Source organism: Sphingomonas sp. GC_Shp_6, from assembly GCF_026540835.1.
GTDB lineage: Bacteria > Pseudomonadota > Alphaproteobacteria > Sphingomonadales > Sphingomonadaceae > Sphingomonas.
In genome coordinates, this window is record NZ_JALNUO010000011.1 from 82,389 (window position 1) to 105,379 (window position 22,991).

The 22,991-nt window shown below is 69.4% G+C and carries 14 protein-coding genes; 8 read left to right on the plus strand and 6 right to left on the minus strand.

Annotated elements, in window-relative coordinates:
- The first annotated feature begins 7 nt into the window (after nucleotides 1–7).
- Genes addB through trxA form a run of 3 tightly spaced genes read left to right on the plus strand, consistent with a single transcriptional unit; the run spans nucleotide 8 to nucleotide 6,761 of the window.
- Entirely contained in the window at nucleotides 8–2,953 is a 2,946-nt protein-coding gene (addB, locus tag OXQ95_RS13295; protein ID WP_267381938.1) for a double-strand break repair protein AddB, read from the plus strand.
- Nucleotides 2,940–6,377, plus strand: a complete 3,438-nt coding sequence (gene addA / locus OXQ95_RS13300) for a double-strand break repair helicase AddA (RefSeq protein ID WP_267381939.1) — start codon at nucleotides 2,940–2,942, stop codon at nucleotides 6,375–6,377. Before addB ends, addA begins: the two co-directional genes overlap by 14 nt.
- A gap of 60 nt (nucleotides 6,378–6,437) precedes the next feature.
- Nucleotides 6,438–6,761, plus strand: coding sequence for a thioredoxin TrxA (gene trxA / locus OXQ95_RS13305; RefSeq protein ID WP_242095195.1), 324 nt, complete (start codon nucleotides 6,438–6,440; stop codon nucleotides 6,759–6,761).
- 60 nt (nucleotides 6,762–6,821) lie between these two features.
- Here the strand turns inward: trxA and argJ are convergent, their stop codons facing one another.
- Entirely contained in the window at nucleotides 6,822–8,045 is a 1,224-nt protein-coding gene (gene argJ / locus OXQ95_RS13310) for a bifunctional glutamate N-acetyltransferase/amino-acid acetyltransferase ArgJ (RefSeq protein ID WP_267381940.1), read from the minus strand.
- 182 nt (nucleotides 8,046–8,227) lie between these two features.
- Here argJ and OXQ95_RS13315 point away from each other — a divergent pair, with 182 nt between their 5' ends.
- Together OXQ95_RS13315 and secA are read left to right on the plus strand one after the other, a co-directional pair.
- Nucleotides 8,228–8,485, plus strand: coding sequence for a hypothetical protein (locus OXQ95_RS13315; RefSeq protein ID WP_267381941.1), 258 nt, complete (start codon nucleotides 8,228–8,230; stop codon nucleotides 8,483–8,485).
- 106 nt (nucleotides 8,486–8,591) lie between these two features.
- Nucleotides 8,592–11,342 (plus strand): preprotein translocase subunit SecA, encoded by a 2,751-nt coding sequence (gene secA / locus OXQ95_RS13320; protein WP_267381942.1) that lies wholly within the window; start codon nucleotides 8,592–8,594, stop codon nucleotides 11,340–11,342.
- A 57-nt stretch (nucleotides 11,343–11,399) separates the two neighbouring features.
- Here secA and OXQ95_RS13325 read toward each other — a convergent pair whose 3' ends face one another.
- On the minus strand, nucleotides 11,400–12,071 hold the full coding sequence (locus OXQ95_RS13325) for a hypothetical protein (protein ID WP_267381943.1): 672 nt from the start codon (nucleotides 12,069–12,071) through the stop codon (nucleotides 11,400–11,402).
- Nucleotides 12,072–12,173: 102 nt separating this feature from the next.
- Entirely contained in the window at nucleotides 12,174–12,590 is a 417-nt protein-coding gene (locus OXQ95_RS13330; RefSeq protein ID WP_267381944.1) for a secondary thiamine-phosphate synthase enzyme YjbQ, read from the minus strand.
- A 219-nt stretch (nucleotides 12,591–12,809) separates the two neighbouring features.
- Between OXQ95_RS13330 and OXQ95_RS13335 the strand changes: the two genes are divergently transcribed.
- Nucleotides 12,810–13,061 (plus strand): cupin-like domain-containing protein, encoded by a 252-nt coding sequence (locus tag OXQ95_RS13335; RefSeq protein ID WP_267381965.1) that lies wholly within the window; start codon nucleotides 12,810–12,812, stop codon nucleotides 13,059–13,061.
- 10 nt (nucleotides 13,062–13,071) lie between these two features.
- On the opposite strand, the gene OXQ95_RS13340 is transcribed toward OXQ95_RS13335, so the two are convergent.
- Nucleotides 13,072–15,012, minus strand: coding sequence for a sialate O-acetylesterase (locus OXQ95_RS13340; RefSeq protein ID WP_267381945.1), 1,941 nt, complete (start codon nucleotides 15,010–15,012; stop codon nucleotides 13,072–13,074).
- Nucleotides 15,013–15,076: 64 nt separating this feature from the next.
- Nucleotides 15,077–16,234 carry an aldose epimerase family protein gene (locus OXQ95_RS13345; RefSeq protein WP_267381946.1) on the minus strand — a complete coding sequence of 386 codons (1,158 nt, stop codon included), beginning with the start codon at nucleotides 16,232–16,234 and terminating at the stop codon, nucleotides 15,077–15,079.
- 223 nt (nucleotides 16,235–16,457) lie between these two features.
- Between OXQ95_RS13345 and OXQ95_RS13350 the strand changes: the two genes are divergently transcribed.
- The gene (locus OXQ95_RS13350) at nucleotides 16,458–18,026 is read left to right on the plus strand and encodes an alpha-L-arabinofuranosidase C-terminal domain-containing protein (protein WP_267381947.1); all 1,569 of its coding nucleotides are present in this window, start codon (nucleotides 16,458–16,460) and stop codon (nucleotides 18,024–18,026) included.
- Nucleotides 18,027–18,068: 42 nt separating this feature from the next.
- Here OXQ95_RS13350 and OXQ95_RS13355 read toward each other — a convergent pair whose 3' ends face one another.
- A complete protein-coding gene (locus tag OXQ95_RS13355) occupies nucleotides 18,069–20,729 on the minus strand; it encodes a glycoside hydrolase family 3 C-terminal domain-containing protein (protein ID WP_267381966.1) in 2,661 nt (886 codons plus the stop codon).
- A 202-nt stretch (nucleotides 20,730–20,931) separates the two neighbouring features.
- Here OXQ95_RS13355 and OXQ95_RS13360 point away from each other — a divergent pair, with 202 nt between their 5' ends.
- Nucleotides 20,932–22,845, plus strand: a complete 1,914-nt coding sequence (locus OXQ95_RS13360) for an NPCBM/NEW2 domain-containing protein (RefSeq protein ID WP_267381948.1) — start codon at nucleotides 20,932–20,934, stop codon at nucleotides 22,843–22,845.
- The last annotated feature ends 146 nt before the right edge of the window (nucleotides 22,846–22,991 follow it).

Sequence of the window (22,991 nt, forward strand, 5' to 3'; positions counted from 1 at the left end):
CGCGCCGATGGCTGAACCGGGGGGGCTCCACCTGTTCACCATCCCCGCGCACCGGGCGTTCGCCGATGCGCTGGTCGCGGGGTTGATGCGCGACGCGGAGAGCGATCGGCTGGCGCTCGCGCGCGGGCTGGTGCTGCTGCCCAACAATCGCGGCGTGCGCGCGGTGACAGAGGCGTTCGTGCGGGCGAGCGGCGGCGCGCTGCTGCTGCCGCGGCTGGTGGCGCTCGGCGATCCGGAAATCGGCGAGGCGGTGGGCGCCGCGCTCGATCCCGCCGGTACGGAGGACGACATCCCGCCGCCCGCGGTGGCGCCGATGCGGCGGCGGATGATCCTCGCGCGGATGGTGAGCGAGGAGCGCACGCGCGCCGGGCAGCCAGTCGATGCCGCGGAGGCGGTGCGGCTCGCCGGCGATCTCGCGCGGACGCTCGACCAATTGCTGGTCGAGGAGGTCGATCCCGCCCGGCTGCGCGCGATCGATCTGGCGCCCGAACTCTCCGATCATTGGCGGCGCTCGCTCGAACTGTTCGGGCTGGTGCTCGACCGCTGGCCCGCCGAGCTCGCGGCGATGGGCTGCACCGATGCGGCGGTGCGTCGGGCGCGGCTGCTCGATCAGCTCGAGCGGCAATGGCGCCGGCGACCGCCGGGGGGCTTCGTGTGCGCGGCGGGCATCACCGACAGCGCCCCCGCGGTCGCGCGGCTGCTGCGCTGCGTGAGTGCGATGCCGAACGGGCAGGTGGTGTTCGCCGGGCTCGACACGCTGATGCCACGCGAGGAATGGGATGCGTTGGGGCCGCACGATCCCGATCCGGTGACCGGCCGCCGCGCGCGCGCGATCGAGACTCACCCGCAATTTCACCTGAAGCTGATGCTCGACCGGATGGGGGTAGGCCGCGACGAGGTGGCGGTCTGGCGCGCGAGCGGCGGTCATGACGCCAATGCGGCGCGCGGCCGCGCCGTCGCCAACGCGCTGGCGCCCGCCGACTTTACCGCCAAATGGACCGATCTCGGCCCCGAGGACCGCCGGCTCGCGGGCGTGGCGGTCGCCGAACTGGCGAGCCCGGCCGAGGAGGCGCAGGCGATCGCGCTGGCACTGCGCGAGGCGCTGGAGACGCCCGAGCGCACCGCCGCGCTCGTCACCCCCGATCGCGCGCTCGCGCGGCGCGTCGCGGCGCATTGCCGGCGCTGGAACATCGAGGTGGACGACAGCGCCGGGCGGCCGCTGTCGATCCTGCCGCCGGGCACGCTGCTGCTGGCGCTGGCGGAGGCGGCGGCGCAGCGTTTCGCGCCGCTCGCGCTGCTGGCGCTGCTGAAGCATCCGCTGGTGCGCAGCGGCGCCGCACGGCTCGAATGGCTCGACGGCGTCCGCGCGCTCGATCGCGCGCTGCGGGGTCCGCGCCCGGCGGCGGGACTGGACGCGATCGCCGCGCATGTCGCCGGGCGCGAGACGCTGGCGGCGTGGTGGGCGCAGGTGCAGCCGATGCTCGCGCCGCTCGGCGACACCTTTGCCGAGGGGCCGAAAAGCCTGTCCGCGCTCGCGCTCTGCCTGCACGAGGCGGCGGACGCGCTGTGCGGCGGCGAACTCTGGGCGCGGCAGGAGGGGCGCGCCGCCGCCGACTTCCTCGCCGCGATCGAGGAGGCTGCCGATGCCGGCCCCGCCAGCGTCGATCCCGGCAGCGTGCCGGCGCTGCTGCGCACGCTGCTCGACGAGGTGGCGGTCCGGCGCCGTCAGGGCGGATCGCGGCTCGCCATCTACGGCCTGATCGAGGCGCGGCTGCAGACCGCGGACCTGATGATCCTCGGCGGTCTGAACGAGGGGACATGGCCGGGCACGCCCGCGCCCGACCCGTGGCTCGCGCCGCGCATCCGCGCCGAACTCGGCCTGCCGGGGCTGGAGCGGCGGATCGGCATCGCCGCGCATGATTTCGGCCAGGCCCTGGGCGCGCCCCACGCGCTGGTCACCCGGGCGCGGCGCGATGCGAAGTCGCCCGCGCTCGCCTCGCGCTTCTGGCTGCGGCTGGAGGCGATGGCGGGCGATCGGTTCGAACGCGCGCGCACGCTGGAGGGCTGGACGCGCGCGCTCGACGATCCGGGCGAGCACGCGCCCGCCGAACGCCCCGCGCCCTCGCCATCGGCCGAGCTGCGCCCCAAGGCGATCTCGGTCACCGAGGTCGATCGCCTGAAGGCCGATCCCTATGCCTTTTATGCGCGGCGCGTGCTGGGGCTCGGGCCGATCGACCCGGTCGATGCGGATCCGAGCGCCGCGTGGCGCGGCACCGCGGTGCACGACATCCTCGAAGCCTGGTGGAAGGAGGACCGGTGCGCGATCGATGCGCTGCGCCCGCGCGCGATCGCGATGCTGGCGGATGCGCGCACCCATCCGATGATGCGCGCGCTGTGGCAGCCGCGGCTGATGGAGGCGATCGACTGGATCGCCGCCGAGGTGGCGGAGCAGGCGGGCGACGGCCGCATGGTGCTGAGCGCGGAGGGGCGCGGCGAGATCGCGATCGCGGGGGTTCGCCTGTCGGGCCGTTACGACCGGATCGACCGCACCGCGGGCGGCGCGCTGGCGATCGTCGATTACAAGACGGGCAAGCCCCCCTCGACCAAGGCGGTGCGCGAGGGGTTCAGCCTGCAGCTCGGGCTGCTCGGCCTGATCGCCGAGCGCGGCGGCTTCGCCGATGTGACGGGCACCGCCGAGCTGTTCGAATATTGGTCCATGGGCAAGGCGCGCGACGCGTTCGGCTATATCGCCACCCCGGTCGATCCGACCGGCAAGCGCGACCGCATTCCCGCCGCCGATTTCGCCGCGCTCGCCGCGCACAACTTCACCCTCGCGGCGGGCCGGTGGCTGACGGGTAACGACGCGTTCACGGCCAAGCTGGTGCCCGAATATGCGCCCTATGCCGAATATGATCAATTGATGCGCCGCGACGAATGGTATGGCCGTGACTGATCCCGGCGGCCCCACGCGCACGCTGCCGCATCTGAAGGGCGCGCAGGCAGCGGCCAGCGATCCGCACGCGCATGTCTGGCTCTCCGCCTCGGCGGGTACGGGCAAGACTCAGGTGCTGGCGGCGCGCGTCTTTCGCCTGTTGCTGAAGGGCGTCGATCCCGGCGCGATCCTGTGCCTCACCTTCACCAAGGCGGGCGCGGCCGAGATGGCGGGGCGGATCGGCGCGCGGCTCGCCGCCTGGGTGCGCATGTCCGACACGCTGCTGGGCAAGGATCTGATCGCGCTGGGCGAGCAGCCGAGCCCGTTGCTGCGCGCACGGGCGCGGACCTTGTTCGCCAAGGTGCTCGATGCGCCCGGCGGCGGCGTGCGCATCCAGACGATCCACGGCTTCTGTCAGGGGCTGCTCGCCGCCTTTCCGGTCGAGGCGGGGCTCACCCCCGGTTTCCGCCCGCTGGAGGCACGCGAGGAGGCCGGGCTGGCGCGCGAGGCGTTGGCGGGCCTGCTGACCGATGCCGAGCGGGACGGGCGCACCCGGCCGATCGCCGCGATCGGCGCGCTCAGCATGCGGCTGGGCGAGGGCGGTGCCGAGGGCTTTCTGATCGCATGCGCGCGCGCGCTTCCCGCGCTGGAGGCGCTGCCGAGCGGCATCCAGCCCTGGCTCCGCCGGGTGCTTGATCTGCCCGCCGGCGATATCGCGGAGGTGATCGCGCAAGGCTGCGACGATCTCGACCATGACGCGATCGATCGGCTTGCCGCCGCCAACCGCGCCTGGGGCACCGCGACCGGGGCAGGCCATGCCGAGTCGATCGCGACATGGCTCGCCGCCGCGCCCGATGCGCGCGCCGCGTCGCTCGACCTGCTGGGGTCGGTGGTGCTCACCGGCAAGGGCGATCCGCGCAAGGCGAGCAAGAAGCTGATCGATCTCGAACCCGATTACGAGGCGATCGCCGCCGAGCTGGGGACGGCGTGCACCGGGCTGCTGTCGCTCGCCACGCGCGCCGCCTATGCCGATCTGCTGGCGGATGCGCTGGAGGTGGGTCGCGGTTATGCGCGCGCCTATGCGCTGGCCAAACGCCGCACCGGCGCGGTCGATTTCGACGATCTGATCGCCACGACGGTCGGGCTGCTCGAACAGCCGGGGATCGGCGAATGGGTGCGCTTCAAGCTCGATCAGGGCACCGAGCATATCCTGATCGACGAGGCGCAGGATACCAACGTCAACCAGTGGCGGATCGTGCGCGCGCTGGCGGACGAGTTCTTCGTCGGCCGCGGCGTTCATGCGCCCTCGACGCGCACGCTGTTCACGGTCGGCGATTACAAACAGGCGATCTTCGGCTTTCAGGGCACCGATCCGATCAACTTCGCCGCCGCGGAGCGCCATTTCGGCGGCGCCGCGCGCGCGGTGGCGGGCGACGAGGATTGGCCGATCGAGGAACGCGGGCTGCCGTTCGAGCAGCTCTCGCTCAACCAGTCGTTCCGCTCCACCCGCGCGATCCTCGAATTCGTCGATGCCACGCTGGACGAGGTGGGGGAGGAAGGGCTGGGCGTCGCCGGCGCGCTCGACCGGCATGCGAGCGAGGTGCCCGGCCCCGGATCGGTGACGCTGTGGCCGCCGATCGCGGCGGGCGGCAGCGACGAGGACGAGGAGGGCTGGATCGAGGATTCGGTCCGCGAACAGGCCGCGCACATCGCGCGCACCATCCGCGACTGGCTGGCGAGCGGCCGGATGCTGGAGAGCAAGGGGCGGCCGATCGCGCCCGAGGACATCATGATCCTGGTGAAGCGCCGCGGCGACCTTGCCTCGCTGATCGTCGCGCGGCTTTATGCCGAGAAGGTGCCGGTGGCAGGCGTCGACCGGCTGCGGCTGAACGCGCCGCTCGCGGTGCAGGATCTGCTCGCGGCGATCCGCTTCGTGCTCCAGCCGGACGACGACCTGAGTCTCGCCAGCCTGCTCGTCTCGCCGCTGATCGGCTGGAGCCAGGACGATCTCATGGCGGCGGCACCGCGCGACCGGGGGAGCCTGTGGCGGCATCTGGGCGCGACCCAGCCGCCCGAGCGGCTGGCCCCGTTGCGCACGATCCTCGCGCGCGCCGACATCGCCACGCCTTACCGTTTTCTGGAGGAGATGCTGTCGGGGCCGCTCGATGGGCGGCGCAAGCTGATCCGCCGGCTGGGCGCGGAGGCGCGCGACCCGATCGAGGAGCTGCTCAGCGCCGCGCTCGATTTCGAGATGGTGACGACGCCCTCGCTCCAGCGGTTCCTCGACTGGTTCGATCGCGGCGACGTCGACATCGTCCGCGATCCGTCCGCGCCGCTCGACGCGGTGCGGGTGATGACCGCGCATGGCGCCAAGGGGTTGCAGGCCCCCGTCGTGATCCTGGCGGACGCGACCGCCGATCCCGCCGCCGCGCCGCGCTCGATCCTCAAATGGACGCCGGATGGCATGACGGCACCCATCCCGGTGTTTCGTCCGCGCAGTGGCGAACGGGGCGGCCCGCTCGACGCGGTCGCGGCGGAGGCCGAGGCGCGCGAATTGCAGGAGCATTGGCGGCTTTTCTACGTCGCGGCGACACGCGCCGAGGAGCAGTTGGTGATCGCAGGCGCGCTCGGTCCGCGAGCGAAGGGGGTGCCGCCGCCGTCGAGCTGGTATGCGGTGGCGGCGCGTGCGCTGGACGGGTTGGGCGTGGACGCCGCCCCCGGCGCGCGCCTGTTCGGCGGCCGCACCGCGCAGAAGCCGGTCGCGCGGTTGGCGCAGGCCGGCGTCGCCGCGGATGCGCCCGTGGCGCTGCCCGCCTGGGCGCATGCCGATGCGCCGGAGGAGGCACGCCCGCCACGGCCGTTGTCGCCGTCCGCGCTCGGTGACGACCAGGTCTCCGATCCGCCGCCCGGCGCGGCGATGCGCCAGGCCGCCGAGCGCGGAAAGCTGGCACATGCGCTGTTCGAGCGGTTGCCGGGGGTGGCGCCGGCGGCGCGGGCCTTGGCCGCGGACGCCTGGCTGGCGCGAATGGGCGGCATCGCCGATCCGGACGAGCGGCGCGCGATCGCCGCCCCCGTCCTGGCGATCCTCGTCGATCCGGCCTTCGCCGCGGTGTTCGCCGCGGACGCCTTGGCGGAGGCGCCGATCACCGCCACGTTGCCCGACGGCACCGTCGTGGCGGGCACGGTCGATCGGCTGCTGGTGGAGGAGGGACGCGTGCGCGTGGTCGATTTCAAGACGATGCGCCGCCCGCCCACGCGGGCCAACGACGTGCCCGATTACCATCTGCGCCAGATGGCCGCCTATGCCGCGGCGCTGGCGGTGATCTTCCCGAGCGCGCGGATCGAGGCGGCGCTGCTGTACACGGCGGGGCCCGTGATGATCGATCTGCCGGCCGCCCTGCTCGCCGCGCACAAGCCGCGCTTGGGGCCGATGGAGCAAAGCTAGCGTGGCGATGGTTGAGCGCGCGAGTGGCCTTTCCTAAATGGGATCCGAAGGAGAAATTTCGTGGCGACCAAGACGATCACCGATGCGAGCTTCCAGGCCGATGTGCTGAACGCGGACGGCCCCGTGCTCGTCGATTTCTGGGCCGAATGGTGCGGCCCGTGCAAGATGATCGGGCCGAGCCTCGAGGAGCTTTCCACCGAACTCGGCGAAAAGGTGACGATCGCCAAGCTCAACATCGACGACAATCCCGACGCGCCTGGCAAATATGGCGTGCGCGGCATCCCGACGATGATCCTCTTCAAGGGCGGCGCACCGGCGGCGACCAAGGTCGGCGCAGAGCCCAAGGGACGGATCAAGGCCTGGCTCGAGGGCGAGCTGGCCTGATCGTGGGGCGGCATCGTTGGTCACACCACGATGCCGCCTTTTTACTCGGCGCGGCGGTGCTCAGCTCCGATAATCGGCATTGATGGCGATGTAGCCGTGCGTCAGATCGCACGTCCAGACCGTCGCCGCGCCGTCGCCCAATCCCAGATCCACCCCGATCTCGATCTCGCGGCCTTTCAGATGGGCGGCGACCGGCGCCTCGTCATAGCCGGTCACCGCCAGCCCATCGCGCGCGACCGGCGTGTCGCCGAAACGGATGGCGAGCCGGTCGCGTTCGGCGGCTTCGCCGGCCTTGCCGACCGCCATCACCACGCGGCCCCAATTGGCGTCCTCGCCGGCGATCGCGGTTTTCACCAGCGGCGAGTTGGCGATGCTCATCGCGATCCGGTGCGCGCTGCGATCGCTCTCCGCGCCGGATACCACGATCTCGATCAGCTTCTGCGCACCCTCGCCATCGCGCACCACGAGCATCGCGAGCTGGTGGCACAGGTCGGCCAGCGCCGCGCGAAACGCATCGGCCCCTGCGCTGTCGCCGGTGAGCGGCGCGTTGCCCGCTTGGCCCGTGGCGAAGGCGAGCACGGTGTCGCTGGTCGAAGTGTCGCCATCCACGGTGATGCACGAAAAGCTCCGCGCGTTCGCCGCCGACAGCGCGGTCTGGAGGAAGGCGGGCTCCACCGCGGCATCGGTGAAGACGAAGCCGAGCATCGTCGCCATGTCGGGCGCGATCATGCCCGAGCCCTTGATGATCCCGGCCAGCGTCACGGTGCGGCCATCGACGATCGCGGTGGTGACGGCACCCTTGGTGAAGGTGTCGGTCGTCATGATCGTGGCGGCGGCCTCCTCCCAGCCGCAGGGGGCGGCACCGAAGGCGGCGTCGAGCCCCGCTTCGGCCTTGTCGATCGGCAGCGGCACGCCGATCACCCCGGTGGAGGCGACGAACACGTCCGACGGGTGGCAGCCCAGATGCGCCGCGGTGCGCGCGGCGATCGCCTCGACCGCGCTGCGCCCGCGATGACCGGTAAAGGCGTTGGAATTGCCGGCATTCACGACCAGCGCGCGCGCCTGTCCGAGCGTCAGCGCGGCGCGGCACCATTCCACCTCGGGCGACGGGCAGCGGCTGTTCGTCAGCACGCCGGCCACGGTCGTGCCGGGCTCCAGCGTCACGAAGGTCAGATCGCAGCGGTCCCAGCTCTTGTAGCGCGCCCGCGCGACGCGGGGCATGACGCCGGCGATCGGCGGCAGCGGCGGAAAGGGCGTGGCAAGCGGCGAACGATCGGACGACATCGGCATTTCCCGCGACTGGCTTGGAGGATGAGGCCTCGGGCGTTAGCGTCGCCGCCGGGCAGAGCAAGCGCCTTGCGATGCCGATCCGACCGATGCCGGGATCGGCGGGGCAGGGGTGTACGACGGGCCGTTCCCTTTTTACGTTGGACGATCCCGGCCCCGATCCCTATGTCCGATCCGCTATGAACCTGTTGCTGCTCCTGTCTGCCCTCCTGTCCGCGCTGAATGGCGTGGGCGTGGCGGTCCGCCGGCCGGAACTGGCGCAGTCGGTCGCGCAGATCGCCGCAGCCGCGGACAGGGTCTGCGACACGACCGCCGCCGCGTCGTCGCGGCCGCGAGCGGCGATGCCCTCGCTGGCGCAGGTCGCGGCGGCCGGTACGCGCCGCGCGGTGCCGCTGTTCGCAGCCATCGCGCCATGGACAGAGCGCCGGCGCGAATAGCGGCCGGCCGGCGGTTTCCGTTGCGGCACCGCGCGCCTTCTTCCCGATTATCGCTGGCAGCCGCTTCGATCGGTGCCGCTGCGTCTCTTGCTATCCAGGAATTCCCATGTTCGGTGGCTTCGCCAAATCGCTGTTCGGTTCGTCCAACGACCGTTACGTCAAATCGCTCAACCCGATCCTCGCCAAGATCGCCGCCTTCGAGCCCGCGCTCCAGGCGATGGGCGACGATCAGCTCGCAAACCAGACCGTGCTGTTCCGCGAGCGGCTCGGCAATGGCACGAAGCTCGACGATTTGCTGCCCGAGGCCTTCGCCACGGTGCGCGAAGCGGCGCGCCGGGCGCTGGGGCAGCGGCATTACGACGTGCAGATGGTCGGCGGCATCGTGCTCCACCGCGGGGAGATCGCGGAGATGCGCACGGGCGAGGGCAAGACGCTCGTCGCCACGCTTGCCACCTATCTGAACGCGCTGCCCGGCAAGGGCGTTCACGTCATCACCGTCAACGACTATCTCGCCGCGCGCGATTCGGACTGGATGGGGCAGGTGTATCGCTTCCTCGGCCTGACGGTGGGTGTGATCGTGCCCAACCTGACCGACGAGCAGCGCCGCGACGCCTATGCCGCCGACATCACCTACGGCACCAACAACGAATTCGGCTTCGACTATCTGCGCGACAACATGAAGTACGACCGCGCGTCGATGGTGCAGCGGCCGTTCGCGATGGCGATCGTCGACGAGGTGGATTCGGTGCTGATCGACGAGGCGCGCACCCCGCTCATCATCTCCGGCCCCACCGACGACAAGTCCGAGCTGTACATGCAGGTGGATGCGGTGGTGCGGCTGCTCGATCCGATCGATTACGAAAAGGACGAGAAGCAGAAGTCGATCATCCTGACCGAGGACGGCACCGAAAAGGTGGAGCGGATGCTCGAAACCGCCGGGCTGCTCGAGGGGCAGAACCTGTATGATTTCGAGAATACGCAGGTGGTCCACCACCTGAACCAGGCGCTGCGCGCGAATATGATGTTCAAGCGCGACACCGACTATATCGTCAAGGACGGCAAGGTCATCATCATCGACGAATTCACCGGCCGCATGATGGACGGCCGGCGCTGGTCCGACGGGCTGCACCAGGCGGTCGAGGCCAAGGAGGGCGTGACGATCGAGCCCGAGAACCAGACGATGGCCTCGATCACCTTTCAGAATTATTTCCGCATGTACCCGAAACTCAGCGGCATGACCGGCACCGCGGCGACCGAGGCGGCCGAATTCTACGACATCTACAAGATGAACGTGGTGACGATCCCGACGAACGTGCCCATCCAGCGCGAGGACGAACAGGACGAATTCTACAAGGACACGCAGGACAAGTTCCGCGCCATCGCCAAGAAGATCCGCGTCCATGCCGAGCGCGGGCAGCCGGTGCTCGTCGGCACCGTCTCGATCGAGAAATCCGAACTCCTCTCCGAATTTCTCCAGCACGAGGGCGTCGCCCACAAGGTGCTGAATGCGCGCCACCACGAGATGGAGGCGCATATCGTCGCACAGGCGGGCCGCGCGTCCGCGGTGACGATCGCGACCAACATGGCGGGGCGCGGCACCGACATCCAGCTCGGCGGCAATCTCGAATTCCGCATGCTCGACGAGCATCCCGACCTGACGGCCGGCACGCCCGAATATGAGGCCCGCGCCGCCGAGATCCTCGGCGAGATCAAGCAGGAAAAGGCCGCCGTGCTCGCGGCCGGCGGCCTGTTCGTGCTCGGCACCGAGCGCCACGAGAGCCGCCGGATCGATAACCAGTTGCGCGGCCGTTCGGGTCGGCAGGGCGATCCGGGGCTCAGCCGCTTCTATCTCAGCCTCGATGACGACCTGCTGCGGATCTTCGGCCCCGACACGCTGTTCGCCAAGATGATGCGCAACAACATCGAGGATGGCGAGGCGATCGGCTCCAAATGGCTGTCCAAGGCGATCGAGACCGCGCAGAAGAAGGTCGAGGCGCGCAATTACGACATCCGCAAGCAGGTCGTCGAATATGATGACGTGATGAACGACCAGCGCAAGGTGATCTACGAGCAGCGCGCCGACATCATGGATGCGGACGGTGTGAGCGAGATGGTCGACGACATGCGCGCCGAGACGGTCAATACGATCGTCGGCAGCGCCTGCCCGCCCAACAGCTATCCCGAGCAATGGGACGTGGAGGGCATGCGCACGCGGCTCGCCGAGGTGTTGAACCTGCAGCCGCCGCTCGAGGAATGGCTGAAGGAAGAGGCGATCGATCCCGAGATCGTGGAGGAGCGCGTGCGCGCGGCGGCGGACGCTTCGGTCGCGGCCAAGTCGGCCGATCTGTCGCCCGAGACCTGGACGTCGGTCGAGAAGTCGATCCTGCTCCAGAATCTCGATCATCACTGGAAGGAGCATCTGTCGACGCTCGATGCGCTTCGCCAAGTGGTGCATCTTCGCGCCTATGCGCAGAAGACGCCGATCAACGAATATAAGCAGGAGGCGTTTTCGCTGTTCGAGCGGATGCTGGACAATATCCGCGAAGACGTGACGCGCACCATCGCCTTTGCCGAGTTCCAGATGCAGGCGCCGGTCGGCCTGCCCGAACTCCCCGACTTCATCACGACCCATTTCGACCCGTTCACGGGTGAGGACAATTCGCACGATACCGACGGTGGTTCGCTGGGCTTCGTCTCGACGCAATTGCCGCCGCTCCAGATCCCGCAGCCCCAGCCGGCCGAGTTCGGAATGGATCCGGCCGATTGGATGGGTCAGGTGAGCCGTAATGCGCCATGCCCGTGCGGATCGGGCCTGAAATACAAGCACTGCCACGGCGCGGTGACGAGCGCCGCCTGATACGAAAAGGGCCGGTGGTCGTAAACCACCGGCCCCTTCTTTTCCGAGCGATACGCCTCAGTAGGAACGCGGCGCCGCTGCCGGCCGCGGCGGTGGCGGGTTGCCGCGATTGTCACGCTCCTGTCCGGGCAGCACGATCGTCGGCCCCAGCGTCTCGACGACGCGGTGCGCATCGAAGGCACGGATGTTGCCGGTGGGAATGGGCCCGCGGCGCATCACGATCTCCGCGGTCGCCTCGAACTTGTCGACGGTCTGAATGTCGAAATCGTCGCCGAAGCCACCAAAGCCGCCGAACCCGCCATAGCCGAAGCCACCGCCAAACCGGCGCCAGCCATAGCCGCGACCGTAGAAGTTCCACGACGGGCCCCAATAGCCGCCGAACCCGCCATAGCCCCAGCCCGGACCACCGATGCCTGGCGTGCTGTAGGTGCGCGAGCGCAGCTTGGTGTCGCGGTCTGCCATCAGGAAATAGTCATAGCCCTGCTGGAGCGTCAGCTCGGCCGACCGGAAGAACAGATAACGCTCCACCGTGTCGCGCGAGGTGACGCTGTTGCCCGCGAAGCTGACGAGGAAGCGGCCCGGCTCGATCATGCGATCGCTGTAGCCGGTGCGATCGAACCCGCGGCCGGTGGCGGGGCGGTAGGCGGTTTCGGTCGCGCAGCCCGCGACCAGAAGGACGCTCGACGCGAGCGCGGCAAGCACGAGCTTGCGACCGAAAGGGTTTGGCATGTGTATCGTCTCCGTTCGCGATCCATACGGCGAAACGCCCCGTATTAACCGCTGCTGATGGAACGTGCGATGAACAGGTTCGATCCAGCGATGAAACGTTGTTCATGTTCCGATCAGATGGAGCGCCAGCGAACGGCGATGCGGGCGGCGGCGATGTTCGAACAGATAGATGCCCTGCCACGTTCCGAGCGCCGGACGCCCCGCGATGATCGGGATCGCCAGATGCGTCTGCGTCAATGCGGTGCGCAGATGCGCCGGCATGTCGTCCGGCCCTTCGTCGTCATGCGCATAGGCGGGGCTCTCGGGCGCGAGCCGCGCGAAATAGGATTCCATGTCGCTGAGTACCTCGGGCGACGCATTTTCCTGGATCAGCAGCGACGCAGAGGTGTGGCGGCAGAAGACGGTGAGCAGCCCTTCGTCCACCCGCTCGCCCGTGACCCACTCCAGGATCGGCCGCGAAACGTCGAGCATCCCGGGACGGCGGGTTTCGACAGTGAGAATGGTGGTGGCCTGACGCATCGGCGTTGAACGCGTTGGCGGTGAAGATGCTCCGGGCATCGCCGCCCGTCCGCCGTGACGCCCGCTTGACATGCTCTTGTCAGACGGTAGCGCTAACAGCCCAGGCTAATCATAGCCGGTCATTGGAGAGGACAGGATGGAGCGTGAGCCCAGTCGCCCGGCCAACGGCGGTTCACCCTGTTCTCGCCCGACGCGATCGCGGATCTGTATGTCGGGCCGATCGATCATACGATGGCCGGGCAGCCGGTCAGCCTCGCGGTGGGGGCGGCGCCCGGTGATCCGCGCTTCCCGCGCTTCGCCGCCGGCCAGGCGCGCGCCATGACGGTCGACCTGTCACCGGGCGATGCGTTGTACATGCCCAAGCTCTGGCGGCATCCGCTCGATCATCTGCCCGTCGAGCGGCACGGCATCCTCGGCCGGGGCCAGCATGGCCGGGTGCGGGCGATGGTGATGCGGCTGCTGCGCGGCTGAGCGGCCGGGCTCAGCGAACCATGATCTCGAACGGACCGGCCGGCAATTCCGCATCGTCCACCAGATTGACGACTGGGGTGTCCGCCCATGCATAACGGACTCGCGTCGTGGGGCGACCGTCCCCCGCGAGCGTCATCGCATCGCCCGCCGCGTGGCCCGCAGCATAACGGCATGATCCGGTCGCAGCGCCACATAGCTCGAAGCCGATCGCGACATCGCTGCTGCGGGCGTGCAGCGCACCGGTGACGTCGGCGAAATGCAGCGTTACCCCTCCATCCGCGCCGCGGACGGCGCTCGCGATGCGCGGACCGGAGCCCGGGGCTGGATCGCGATAGGCGAGCGTTCGCATCGCGCGCGCCAGCCGGCGGCCGACTTCGTGCTTCTCGCCCGGATGGATGTCGAGCGGATCGCCGATATCGACGGTGATCGCGACCGCGGCATGGCCGTCCGCCTCCGCCACGCGGCGCTGCGTATCGCGGATATAGCCCCAGCCGCTGTCGCCCGGCTTGATGGCCGGCTTGCCGTAGCCCGACAGCGAGGCGATGACGAAGGGCAAAGCGGGCTCGCCGAACTGGCCGCGCCACGCGGCCATCATCGCGCGGAGCCGGTCGGCATAGCCGGGCAGTCCGGTATCCGATTCGCCCTGATACCAGGCCACGCCGGCGAGCCGGACGGGGCCGAGCGGCGCAATCATCGCGTTGTACAAGGTGCCCGCGCCGGTGATGTCGTCCCACGGCACGCGCGGCGTCGTGCCCAGGTCCTTGGCGACGACGGCATACCGCCATCCGCCGCCGAGCGGGATGGCGCTGCCGTCCGCGAGTACGAGCTTCATCACGTCCGCGGGGCCGGGCATGCCGCCGCTGCCATAGGCATTGGCGACGCTGACGGTGACGACGTTGCGGCCGGGCACCAGCGTGCCGGTCGGCACCGGGTACAGCCGCGGGCCGCCATTGCCGCTGCCGCCGACCGGCTTGCCGTTGATCCAGGTGCGGTCGGCATCGTCAACCGGACCCAGCGCGATCGTCGCCGACTGGCGTGCCTGTTCCGGGGTGAGCGTCACCGCGTTCTGATACCAGAGGAGCCCGAGGAACGTCGCGAGCGCGGGATCGCCCCAATCCTGGTAATTGCCGACCTTCGGCACCGGTCGCCACCCCAGCGAGGCATCGGGCTGCCAAGGCTCGTGGCCGATCGCATCGCCGGTCTGCCGGCGCCACCAATCCTCCCATTGCTCGCCCGCGACGCGGTTCGCCGCGGCGGGATCGCGTGCATAGAGCGCGAGCAGCTCGGCCTCGCGCGTCCGCCCGGCCGCGCGCTGCGCCGCGTCGCCCATCCAGGCGCTGATCTGCGAGCCGCCCCAGCTCGAATGGATCGCGCCGATCGGCACCTTGGCCGTCCGGCGCAGATCCTGCGCCATGTAGAAGCACGCCGCGGAAAAGCCGGGAGCCGTTTGCGGCCCGGCCGCCGCCCAGGCCGGTTGGCGATCGAAGCGGGCCAGGGGCGTCAGCGCGGCGACCTTCGGGATCGTCACCAGCCGCAACTGATCGTCGACCGGCCCGAACTGCGCGGCATAGCTGTCCTGCATCCGCTCGACGGGCATCTCCATGTTGCTCTGCCCCGAACACAGGAAGACGTCGCCGATCAGGATATCGTGCAGGACCACCGCGCCGCTGTTCGCGGTCACGAGCAGGTCGAACGGTCCACCCGCGGCGGCGACGGGCAGCACCACGCGGAACCTGCCCGTCCGGTCGGCCGGGGCGGACGCCGCGACCGTGCCGAGCGTCGCGGTGACAACCTCACCCGGCATCGCGTCGCCGACGATGACGATCGGCTGGTTGCGCTGGATCACCGCATGGTCGGCGAGCACGCCCGCGACGCGCGGCGCGGCCAGGGCGGCGGCGGGGATCGCTGCGCTCGTCAGCAGGGCCAGTGCAACCAGAGAGGCGCGGGTCATCGGCACGATCCTGAAAAAGCGGTTGGTGATGGGCGGTCGGCCGCCGGTCGCGGGGTCGGGCCGGTCAGCGCCTGCCGCCGACCGTCGGGAAGCGATAGACGATGACGTTGCGATAGACCTGACCCGGATCGAGCCGCGCCGAACCGAATTCGGGCCGGTTGGGCGTATCGGGAAAGACCTGCGGTTCCAGGGCGAGGCCGTCGCCCTGCCGATAGGCGTGGCCGGATTTGCCGATCGCGGTGCCGTCGAGGAAATTGCCCGTGTAGAGTTGCACCCCCGGCTGGTTGGACGACAGCTCCAGGACGCGACCGGTCGACGGCTCCTCGACGCGCGCCTGGAGGCGGGGCGCCGCGGACATGCCATGCGCGATCACGTAATTTTCGTCATAGCCTTGGCCGAAGATGATCTGGTCGTCGCTCGCGTCGCGGATGCGGTCGCCGATGCGGGTGGGCTTGCGGAAATCCAGCGGCGTGCCCGCCACCGGCCGGAACGCGCCGGTGGGGATCAGCGTACGGTCGACCGGCGTCGTGGTTTCGGCCGGGATGGTCAGCACCGCGTCGTACACCGATCGGCCCGCCGCCTCGCGGGAGAGATTCCAGAAGCTGTGGTTGGTGATGTTGACGATCGTCGGCTTGTCGGTGGTCGCCTTGTATTCGAGCGTGAGCGCGTCGTGCTCGTCGAGCGAATAGGTGGCGGTGACCTGCAGCGTGCCGGGATAGCCCTCTTCGCCGTCGGGGCTCGTATAGGCGAGCGTGACGTGCGCGGTGGGGCCGCCCGCCACGTCGACGATCCGCCACAGCCGCTTGTCGAAGCCGTGAACGCCGCCGTGAAGCGCGTTCGTCTTGTCGTTGATGGCCAATTGATGCGCGGTGCCGTCGATCGCGAACCGGCCGCCCCGGATGCGGTTGGCGTAGCGGCCGACGGTGGCGCCAAAATAATTGGGTGCGCGAAGATAGCCGGTCATGTCGCGATAGCCGAGCACGATGTCCGCCGATCGTCCCGCGCGGTCTGGCACCTCCACCGCTTGCAGGATCGCGCCCCAGCTCAGGACGCGCACCCGCATGCCGTGCGCGTTCGTCAGCGTGACCGCCTCGACCGGCTGGCCGTCGCGGGTGGTGCCGAACGCGACACGGTCGGCCTTGGCGGCAAGCGCGCTGCCGGGCAGCGCAACGCCGAGCAGCGCGCTCGCGGCGATCAATCGGTGAGCCAAGCCATCCTCCATCGTGTTCGCGTCATCGTGCGCGCAACATCCTGCATCCGTCTATGGCGGGACAAGTGGTTGCGCAACCATTGCACGCAGGCGGACCGACGCTCAGGGCGAAACGCGGTCGTTGAGCCCGCGGCGCGAACGTCAGGATAACCCCGCCGACGATAACGCTTACATCTCGACGGGCGCCGGCCTCGTCCATAGACACGCGGCATAAACAGACATGGAGAGGTATGACATGCGCCGCCAACCCCGTTTCGCCGTGGCCGTCCTGACTTTGACGATCGCTGCGCTGAGCCCGGTTCCGGCGGTCGCGCAGGCCACCGAGGACGCCACCGCGACGATCCACGCCGATCGGCCCGGCCCGGTGATGAACCGGCAGGTGTTCGGCCAGTTCGCCGAACATCTCGGCCACGGCATCTATGGCGGCATCTGGGTCGGCGAGAAATCCGCCATCCCCAACGACCATGGCTATCGCCGCGACGTGCTCGACGCGCTGCGCGCCATCAAGGTGCCCGTGGTGCGCTGGCCCGGCGGCTGCTTCGCCGACGATTACCATTGGCGCGACGGCGTCGGCCCGCGCGCGAAGCGGCCGGTGAAGATCAACACCAACTGGGGCGGAGTGGACGAGGACAACGCGTTCGGCACCAACGAATATATGGGGCTGGCCGAGCGGCTCGGTGCGGAGGCCTATATTTCCGCCAATGTCGGCAGCGCACCGCCGAGCGAGACCGAACAATGGCTGGAATATATGACCTCGCCCACCGGATCGACGCTGGCGAAGGAACGCGCGGCGAACGGCCATCCGGCACCGTTTCCGGTTCGGTATATCGGCCTCGGCAACGAACTATGGGGCTGCGGCGGCAACATGCGCGCGGATTATGCCGCCGACCTGACCAACCGCTACGCGCAGTTCGCCAAATCGGGCAGCGGCAAGATGCTGAAGATCGCCAGCGGCCCGAGCGACGCGGATTACGCCTGGACCGAAACGCTGATGCGCCTGTCGGGCAAGTATATCGATGGGCTGTCGCTGCATTACTACACCCGGCCGCGCGACAAGGAATGGGGCGACAAGGGCGCCGCGCTCGGCTTTCCGGAACATGAGTGGGCGACGACCATGGCGCACACGCTGCAAATGGACGAGTTCGTCACCAAACATTCCGCGATCATGGACAAATATGATCCCGGGAAGAAGACGTGGCTGGTCGTGGACGAATGGGGAACGTGGTACGATCCCGCGCCGGGCAGCAACCCCGGCTTCCTCGTTCAGCAGAACAGCGTGCGCGACGCGGTGGTCGCCGGGCTCAACCTCAACATCTTCGCGCACCATGCCGATCGGGTGAAGATGGCGGCGGTCGCGCAGATGGTGAACGTGCTGCAGGCGATGCTGCTCACGGACGGCGCACGGATGGTGAAGACCCCCACCTATTGGGTGTTCGATCTCTACAAGCCGTGGATGGATGCGACCACCTTGCCGGTCGACCTTCGATCGCCCTGGTATCACGATCAGGAGGTGGCGGTGCCGGCGGTCAGCGTGTCGGCGGTGCGCGACGCGGCGGGGCAGGTGCACGTCGCGCTCGTCAACCTCGATCCGCACCGTGCGATCGCGACGTCGCTCTCGCTCGCCGGGGTTCAGGCGACGGCCGTGACGGGGCGGATGGTGACCGGCCCCGCGATGGATTCGCACAACAGCTTCGACCAGCCCGATGCGGTGCGGCCGGTGGCGTTCACCGGCGCGCAGGCGAACGGGAGCACCCTGACGGCGACGCTGCCGCCTATGTCGGTAGTGGTGCTGGATCTGCGTTGAGGCGCGTCGCCGATCGGGCCGGGGGCCGCGGCCACCGCCGCGTCACAGCGGGATGGCGGCGGCCTGGGTGGTGGTGAACGGGGCCGACTGACCGGGAACGCCGGTGTCCGGTTGCCCCGATCCGATCGTCACGCGGTATCGCCCCACCATCACGTGCCGGATGCCGTCTGCCCCCACTGCGCTCAGATCGCGCGGCGACAGGTCGAAGGTGAGGGTGCGGTGCTCACCCGCCTTCAACGCCACGCGCTGATAGCCACGCAGCGCGACGCGCGGCGCGCCGGGTTCGTCGGGGAAGTTGAGGTAGAGCTGCGCCACCTCGTCGCCCGCACGGGTGCCCGTGTTGCTCACCTCGGTCACGATGCGCATGCCGCCCTGCGCCCCGGATGCCGACGGCGTGACGGTCAGCGGCGCATAGGCGAAGCTGGTGTAGCTCAGCCCGTAACCGAACGGATAGACCGGCGTGCCGGTGAAATAGCGATAGGTGCGCCCCGTCATCGCATAGTCGCTGAACGGCGGCAGATCGGCGACGCTGCGGTAGAAGGTCAGCGGCAGGCGCCCGCCCGGGTCGGCGCGGCCGGTCAGCACGTCGGCCACCGCCGCGCCGCCCGACTGGCCGGGATACCACGCCTCGACGATGGCCGCGGCATTGTCCTTGGCCCAGGACAGGTTGATCGGGCTGCCGTTCATGGCGACGACGATCAGCGGCTTGCCCGTCGCCTTCGCGCGCTCGAGCATCCGGACCTGATCGGGGGCGAGGTCGAGCGAGGTCTTGTCGCCGCCCTTGAAGCCAGGCACGTCGACGCCCGTCTCTTCCGCCTCCAGGTCCGAGGTGAGGCCCACCACTGCGACGATCACGTCGGCGCGGCGCGCGGCATCATCCAGATCCACGTCGGGCTGCGCCGAGATCCGCTTCCACACCAGATCGGTGTTGCCGAAGCCGCGCGCGGTCGACACGATCCGCACGGCGTAGCGATGGCCCTTCGTCAGCGTGATCGTCTTCAGCGTCGGCAAGGGGCTGTGGTGATCGGCGCCGACGTCGAGAAACGTCTTGCCGTCCAGTTCCAGTAGGCCGCTTCCGCCAAGACCCAGGCGATAGCTGCCGGTTTCCGGGGGCACGATGAAGCCCGTCCATTCGGCGCGGTGATAGTCGTTGACGGCGGGCAGATCGAAGGCGCGGTTGGCCACATCGGCTTCGCGCCGAGTCACGACCGCGTCCGTTTCGTAGCGGAGCGCCGCCATCTGCGCGCCGTCCGTCCCGGGGGCGAACGGCAGCACGGGCGGCGTGACCGGGTTGTAATAGCGGGCGAGCAGCCCCGGCTTGCCGTCGGGCGCCCGGAGCGCGCTCGTCGGGATCCGGTCGCCATCGGTGATCGACTCGCCGAAGGGCACCAGCGTCACTTGGCCCCCACCGACCGCGCGGCGCAGGCCGTCGACGACCGACACCGGCGGCGCGGACAGCGCCGAGGAATAGTTGCCGCGCAGCACGCGCGTGGCGTCTCCGAGCGGCCCCACGACCGCGATGCGCACGCCGGGGCGCAGCGGCAGCACGCCGTCGTTCTTGAGCAGCACCAGGCTCTTGCGCGCGGCTTCCAGCGCCAAGGCGCCGTGATCGGGGGCGCCGATCATGCGGACCGGCACGATCCCGGGTGCACCGGCGATGCCCGGCAGGTCGCCGTTGCGCAGGCGCGCGGAAAACAGCCGGGTGAGCGTCCGGTCGATATCCGCCTGCGAGATCAGGCCGCGCCCGACCGCTTCGCCGAACCGGTCGGGCAGGCCGCCGACATCGCCGATCGTCTGCGTGTTGCACTCGTTGTCGACGCCGGCCTTCATCGCCGCGGCGACCGCGGTGGCCTGATCGGGTGCATATTTGTGGTTGTCGGCGATATCCTTCACCGCGTCGCAGTCGGACACGACATAGCCGCGAAAGCCCCACGCCCCGCGCAGATGGTCCTTCAACAGCAGGTCGCTGGCGCAGGCGGGCTGGCCGTCTATGCGGTTATAGGCGCACATGATCGACCCGGCATGCCCCTCCACGATCGCGGCGCGAAAGGCGGGCAGATAGGTGTCCTCCAGATCGTGCGGCGAGACATAGACATTGGCCATGTGGCGCGTCGATTCCGGGCCGCTGTGCACGGCGAAATGCTTCGGGGTCGAGATCACGTTCGGAAGGTCGGGATCGGGGCCCTGCATGCCGGTGACGAACGCCACGCCCATGTGCGCGGCGAGATAGGGGTCCTCGCCATAGGTTTCCTGCCCGCGCCCCCAGCGCGGATCGCGGAAGATGTTGATGTTGGGCGACCAGGTGTCGAGCCCGGTGCCGATCCGACCGAGATGCCCGGTCTGGCGGCCCAGCGTGTGCAGCGCGCGCACCTCCATGCTGATCGCGCCCGCCACGTCATGGACGAGCGGCGCATCGAAGCTGGCGGCGAGGCCGATCGGCTCGGGAAAATTGGTGGTCGGCAACGGACCGAGCGCGCCGTGCAGCGATTCCGTCCACCAGTTATAGGCGGGAATCCCCAGCCGCGGGATCGCCGGCGCGACGTTCAGCAACTGGGGCAGCTTTTCGGCCAGCGTCATGCGCGCCACGATCGCGGCCGCGTCTTCGTCGGCGCGCGCGCGTACCGTGTCGGACGGGGCTTGCACCTGTGCGGACGCGGGCGTCCATGCGAACAGGATACCCGCAAGCAGCGCGGCACGGCGCATGGCCAGGTGCTTGGGCACGATCGATCCCCTCCATTGTTGTCGGAGCGATCTAGCGCGGCCCGAACAGCATTGGCTACGCCGTTTTCTAAGCCTGTATCCAGTATATAGCGGCTGCAACGGCGCCGTCTGGCCCGGTTGCGCGATTGACATCGACGCGTTTTGCCGGACAAGCCATGGGCCCATGGCAGGGTGAGGAGATGGAATGACGCGATCGATCCGGTCAGGCCTGGGCCGTCGCCTGCTCCTGCTCGTCACCGCCGCGCTGGTGCCGGCCTGCGCCTGCGCTGCCGACCCGCTGGCGCCCACCGGCCGATGGAGCGCGAACATGCGCGGCCAGGCGCCGGTGCCCCCGATGGGATGGAGTTCCTGGAACGCATTTGCCACCGACGTGACGGAAGAGAAGATCCTCGCCTCGGCCGAGGTCATCGCGCGTTCGGGGCTGGCCGCGAAGGGCTATCGCTACATCAACATCGACGATGGCTGGTGGCTGAAGCGCCGTCAGCCGGACGGCCGGGTCCTGATCCGCACGGCCAATTTCCCCTCCGCAAATGTGCCGGGGCAGGATCCGAGCTTTCGCCCCCTGACCGATCGCCTGCACGCGATGGGGCTCAAGGCGGGGATCTACAGCGATATCGGGCGCAATTCGTGCGGGCAGGTATTCAGCTCCACCATGCCCAACCAGCCCGAGGGCAGCGTGGCGGAACGCGAGATCGGCCTGTACGGCCATGTCGATCAGGATATCCGGCTGTATTTCGCCGATTGGGGGTTCGACTTCATCAAGGTCGATGGCTGCGGCATCCGCGCCCTGACGGCGAGCAATCCCGATGTCCGATCCGGCAAATACCGGCTCTTCACACCGCTCGACGACGCGGACTCGCTCGCGCGCACGAACGTCCCGGCGGCGCGCGCACTCTATGCCGACGTCGCAAGGACGCTGGCGCGCTACAGGCCCGACAACGACTATCTGTTCTCGATCTGCCTGTGGGGATCGGCCGACGTGCGCGCCTGGGGCAAGGATCTCGGCGGTCTGTCGCGCACCAGCGAGGATCTGTCGCCGCAATGGGGCCGGATGCTCCACAATTTCGATTCGGTGACGCACCGTGCGCTCTACGCGCATCCCGGTTCGTGGAACGATGCCGACATGCTGTATGTCGGCAGCGGCGATTTCGACGACCGGCACCCGACCGAGGCACGCACCCATTTCGCGCTATGGGCGATGGAAAATTCGCCGCTGTTCATCGGCTACGATCTGCGCCGCGCGTCGCCGGCGCTGCTGGATCTGCTGGGCAATGCGCGCATCATTGCGGTGAACCAGGATCGGGCGGGCAACCAGGCCACGCTGGCGTTCGACTCGGACGAGGTGCAGATCCTCGTCAAGACGCTGGCCGACGGGCAAAAGGCGGTCGCGCTGTTCAACCGCGGCAGCGGTGCCGCCGACGTGACGCTGACCGCGAGCCACCTGGCCATGGTCGATACCGCCGATGTCGAGCTGACCGATCTATGGTCGGGCGCGCGGTCCCGCTTCGTGGGGGAGCATGGATTTCATCTGGCGCCGCGGCAGACCTTGATCTTCACCGCACGCGGCACGCGCCTGCTCGCCAACGGGCTGTTCCTGTCCGAACAGCCGGGCAGCGTGAACCCCGCGGTGGACGGCGTCGAGGTGCCGACGCCCGATCCGCTCATCCACCGTGCGCCGCTCGCCTGGCGCGGCACGCACGGATCGGGCGATTTCCCACGTTATGGCGGCTGGGGCGGTGCGCAAGTCGATCGCACGCCCTACGATCAACCGATCCGGATCGCCGACCAGGCGGTGGACCATAGCATCGGCGTGCTGGCGAATTCCCGGCTCGAAGTGCGCAATGCCGGGTTCACGCGGTTCAGCGCGCGCGTGGGCGTCGACGATGCGACGACGGAGCGGCAGCGGGGAGTCACGTTCCTCGTGTTCGGCGACGGCCGGCTGCTCGCCCGCTCGCGTCTGGCGCGCGGCGGCGATCCGGCCCGGGTGCTGACGGCGAACGTCGCGGGGGTGCGGATCATCGAACTCGTCGCGCAAAGCCCCGGCGCCGGTGGCTCACGCATCTCGGCCGATTGGGGAGAGGCGGCGCTGACCCGGTGACGGTAGCAAAGCCGTTCTCCGGGCCGCGCGATGCCGCAGCAAATGTCCGTTTCCACTCAGACAAACCCGCCGCGGGGATGGTCGAGGAAGCGCTACCGCCGCCGACCGGGCTCGCGTCCTATTTCACACCGGCGATGCCCGGCGCC

Excerpts from the sequence above, each read along its gene's own strand:
- addB (WP_267381938.1), top strand. The coding sequence starts at position 8 with ATGGCTGAACCGGGGGGGCTCCACCTGTTCACCATCCCCGCGCACCGG.
- addA (WP_267381939.1), top strand. The coding sequence starts at position 2,940 with ATGGCCGTGACTGATCCCGGCGGCCCCACGCGCACGCTGCCGCATCTG.
- argJ (WP_267381940.1), bottom strand. The coding sequence starts at position 8,045 with ATGTCGTCCGATCGTTCGCCGCTTGCCACGCCCTTTCCGCCGCTGCCG.
- OXQ95_RS13315 (WP_267381941.1), top strand. The coding sequence starts at position 8,228 with ATGAACCTGTTGCTGCTCCTGTCTGCCCTCCTGTCCGCGCTGAATGGC.
- secA (WP_267381942.1), top strand. The coding sequence starts at position 8,592 with ATGTTCGGTGGCTTCGCCAAATCGCTGTTCGGTTCGTCCAACGACCGT.
- OXQ95_RS13325 (WP_267381943.1), bottom strand. The coding sequence starts at position 12,071 with ATGCCAAACCCTTTCGGTCGCAAGCTCGTGCTTGCCGCGCTCGCGTCG.
- OXQ95_RS13330 (WP_267381944.1), bottom strand. The coding sequence starts at position 12,590 with ATGCGTCAGGCCACCACCATTCTCACTGTCGAAACCCGCCGTCCCGGG.
- OXQ95_RS13340 (WP_267381945.1), bottom strand. The coding sequence starts at position 15,012 with ATGACCCGCGCCTCTCTGGTTGCACTGGCCCTGCTGACGAGCGCAGCG.
- OXQ95_RS13345 (WP_267381946.1), bottom strand. The coding sequence starts at position 16,234 with ATGGAGGATGGCTTGGCTCACCGATTGATCGCCGCGAGCGCGCTGCTC.
- OXQ95_RS13350 (WP_267381947.1), top strand. The coding sequence starts at position 16,458 with ATGCGCCGCCAACCCCGTTTCGCCGTGGCCGTCCTGACTTTGACGATC.
- OXQ95_RS13355 (WP_267381966.1), bottom strand. The coding sequence starts at position 20,729 with ATGCGCCGTGCCGCGCTGCTTGCGGGTATCCTGTTCGCATGGACGCCC.
- OXQ95_RS13360 (WP_267381948.1), top strand. The coding sequence starts at position 20,932 with ATGACGCGATCGATCCGGTCAGGCCTGGGCCGTCGCCTGCTCCTGCTC.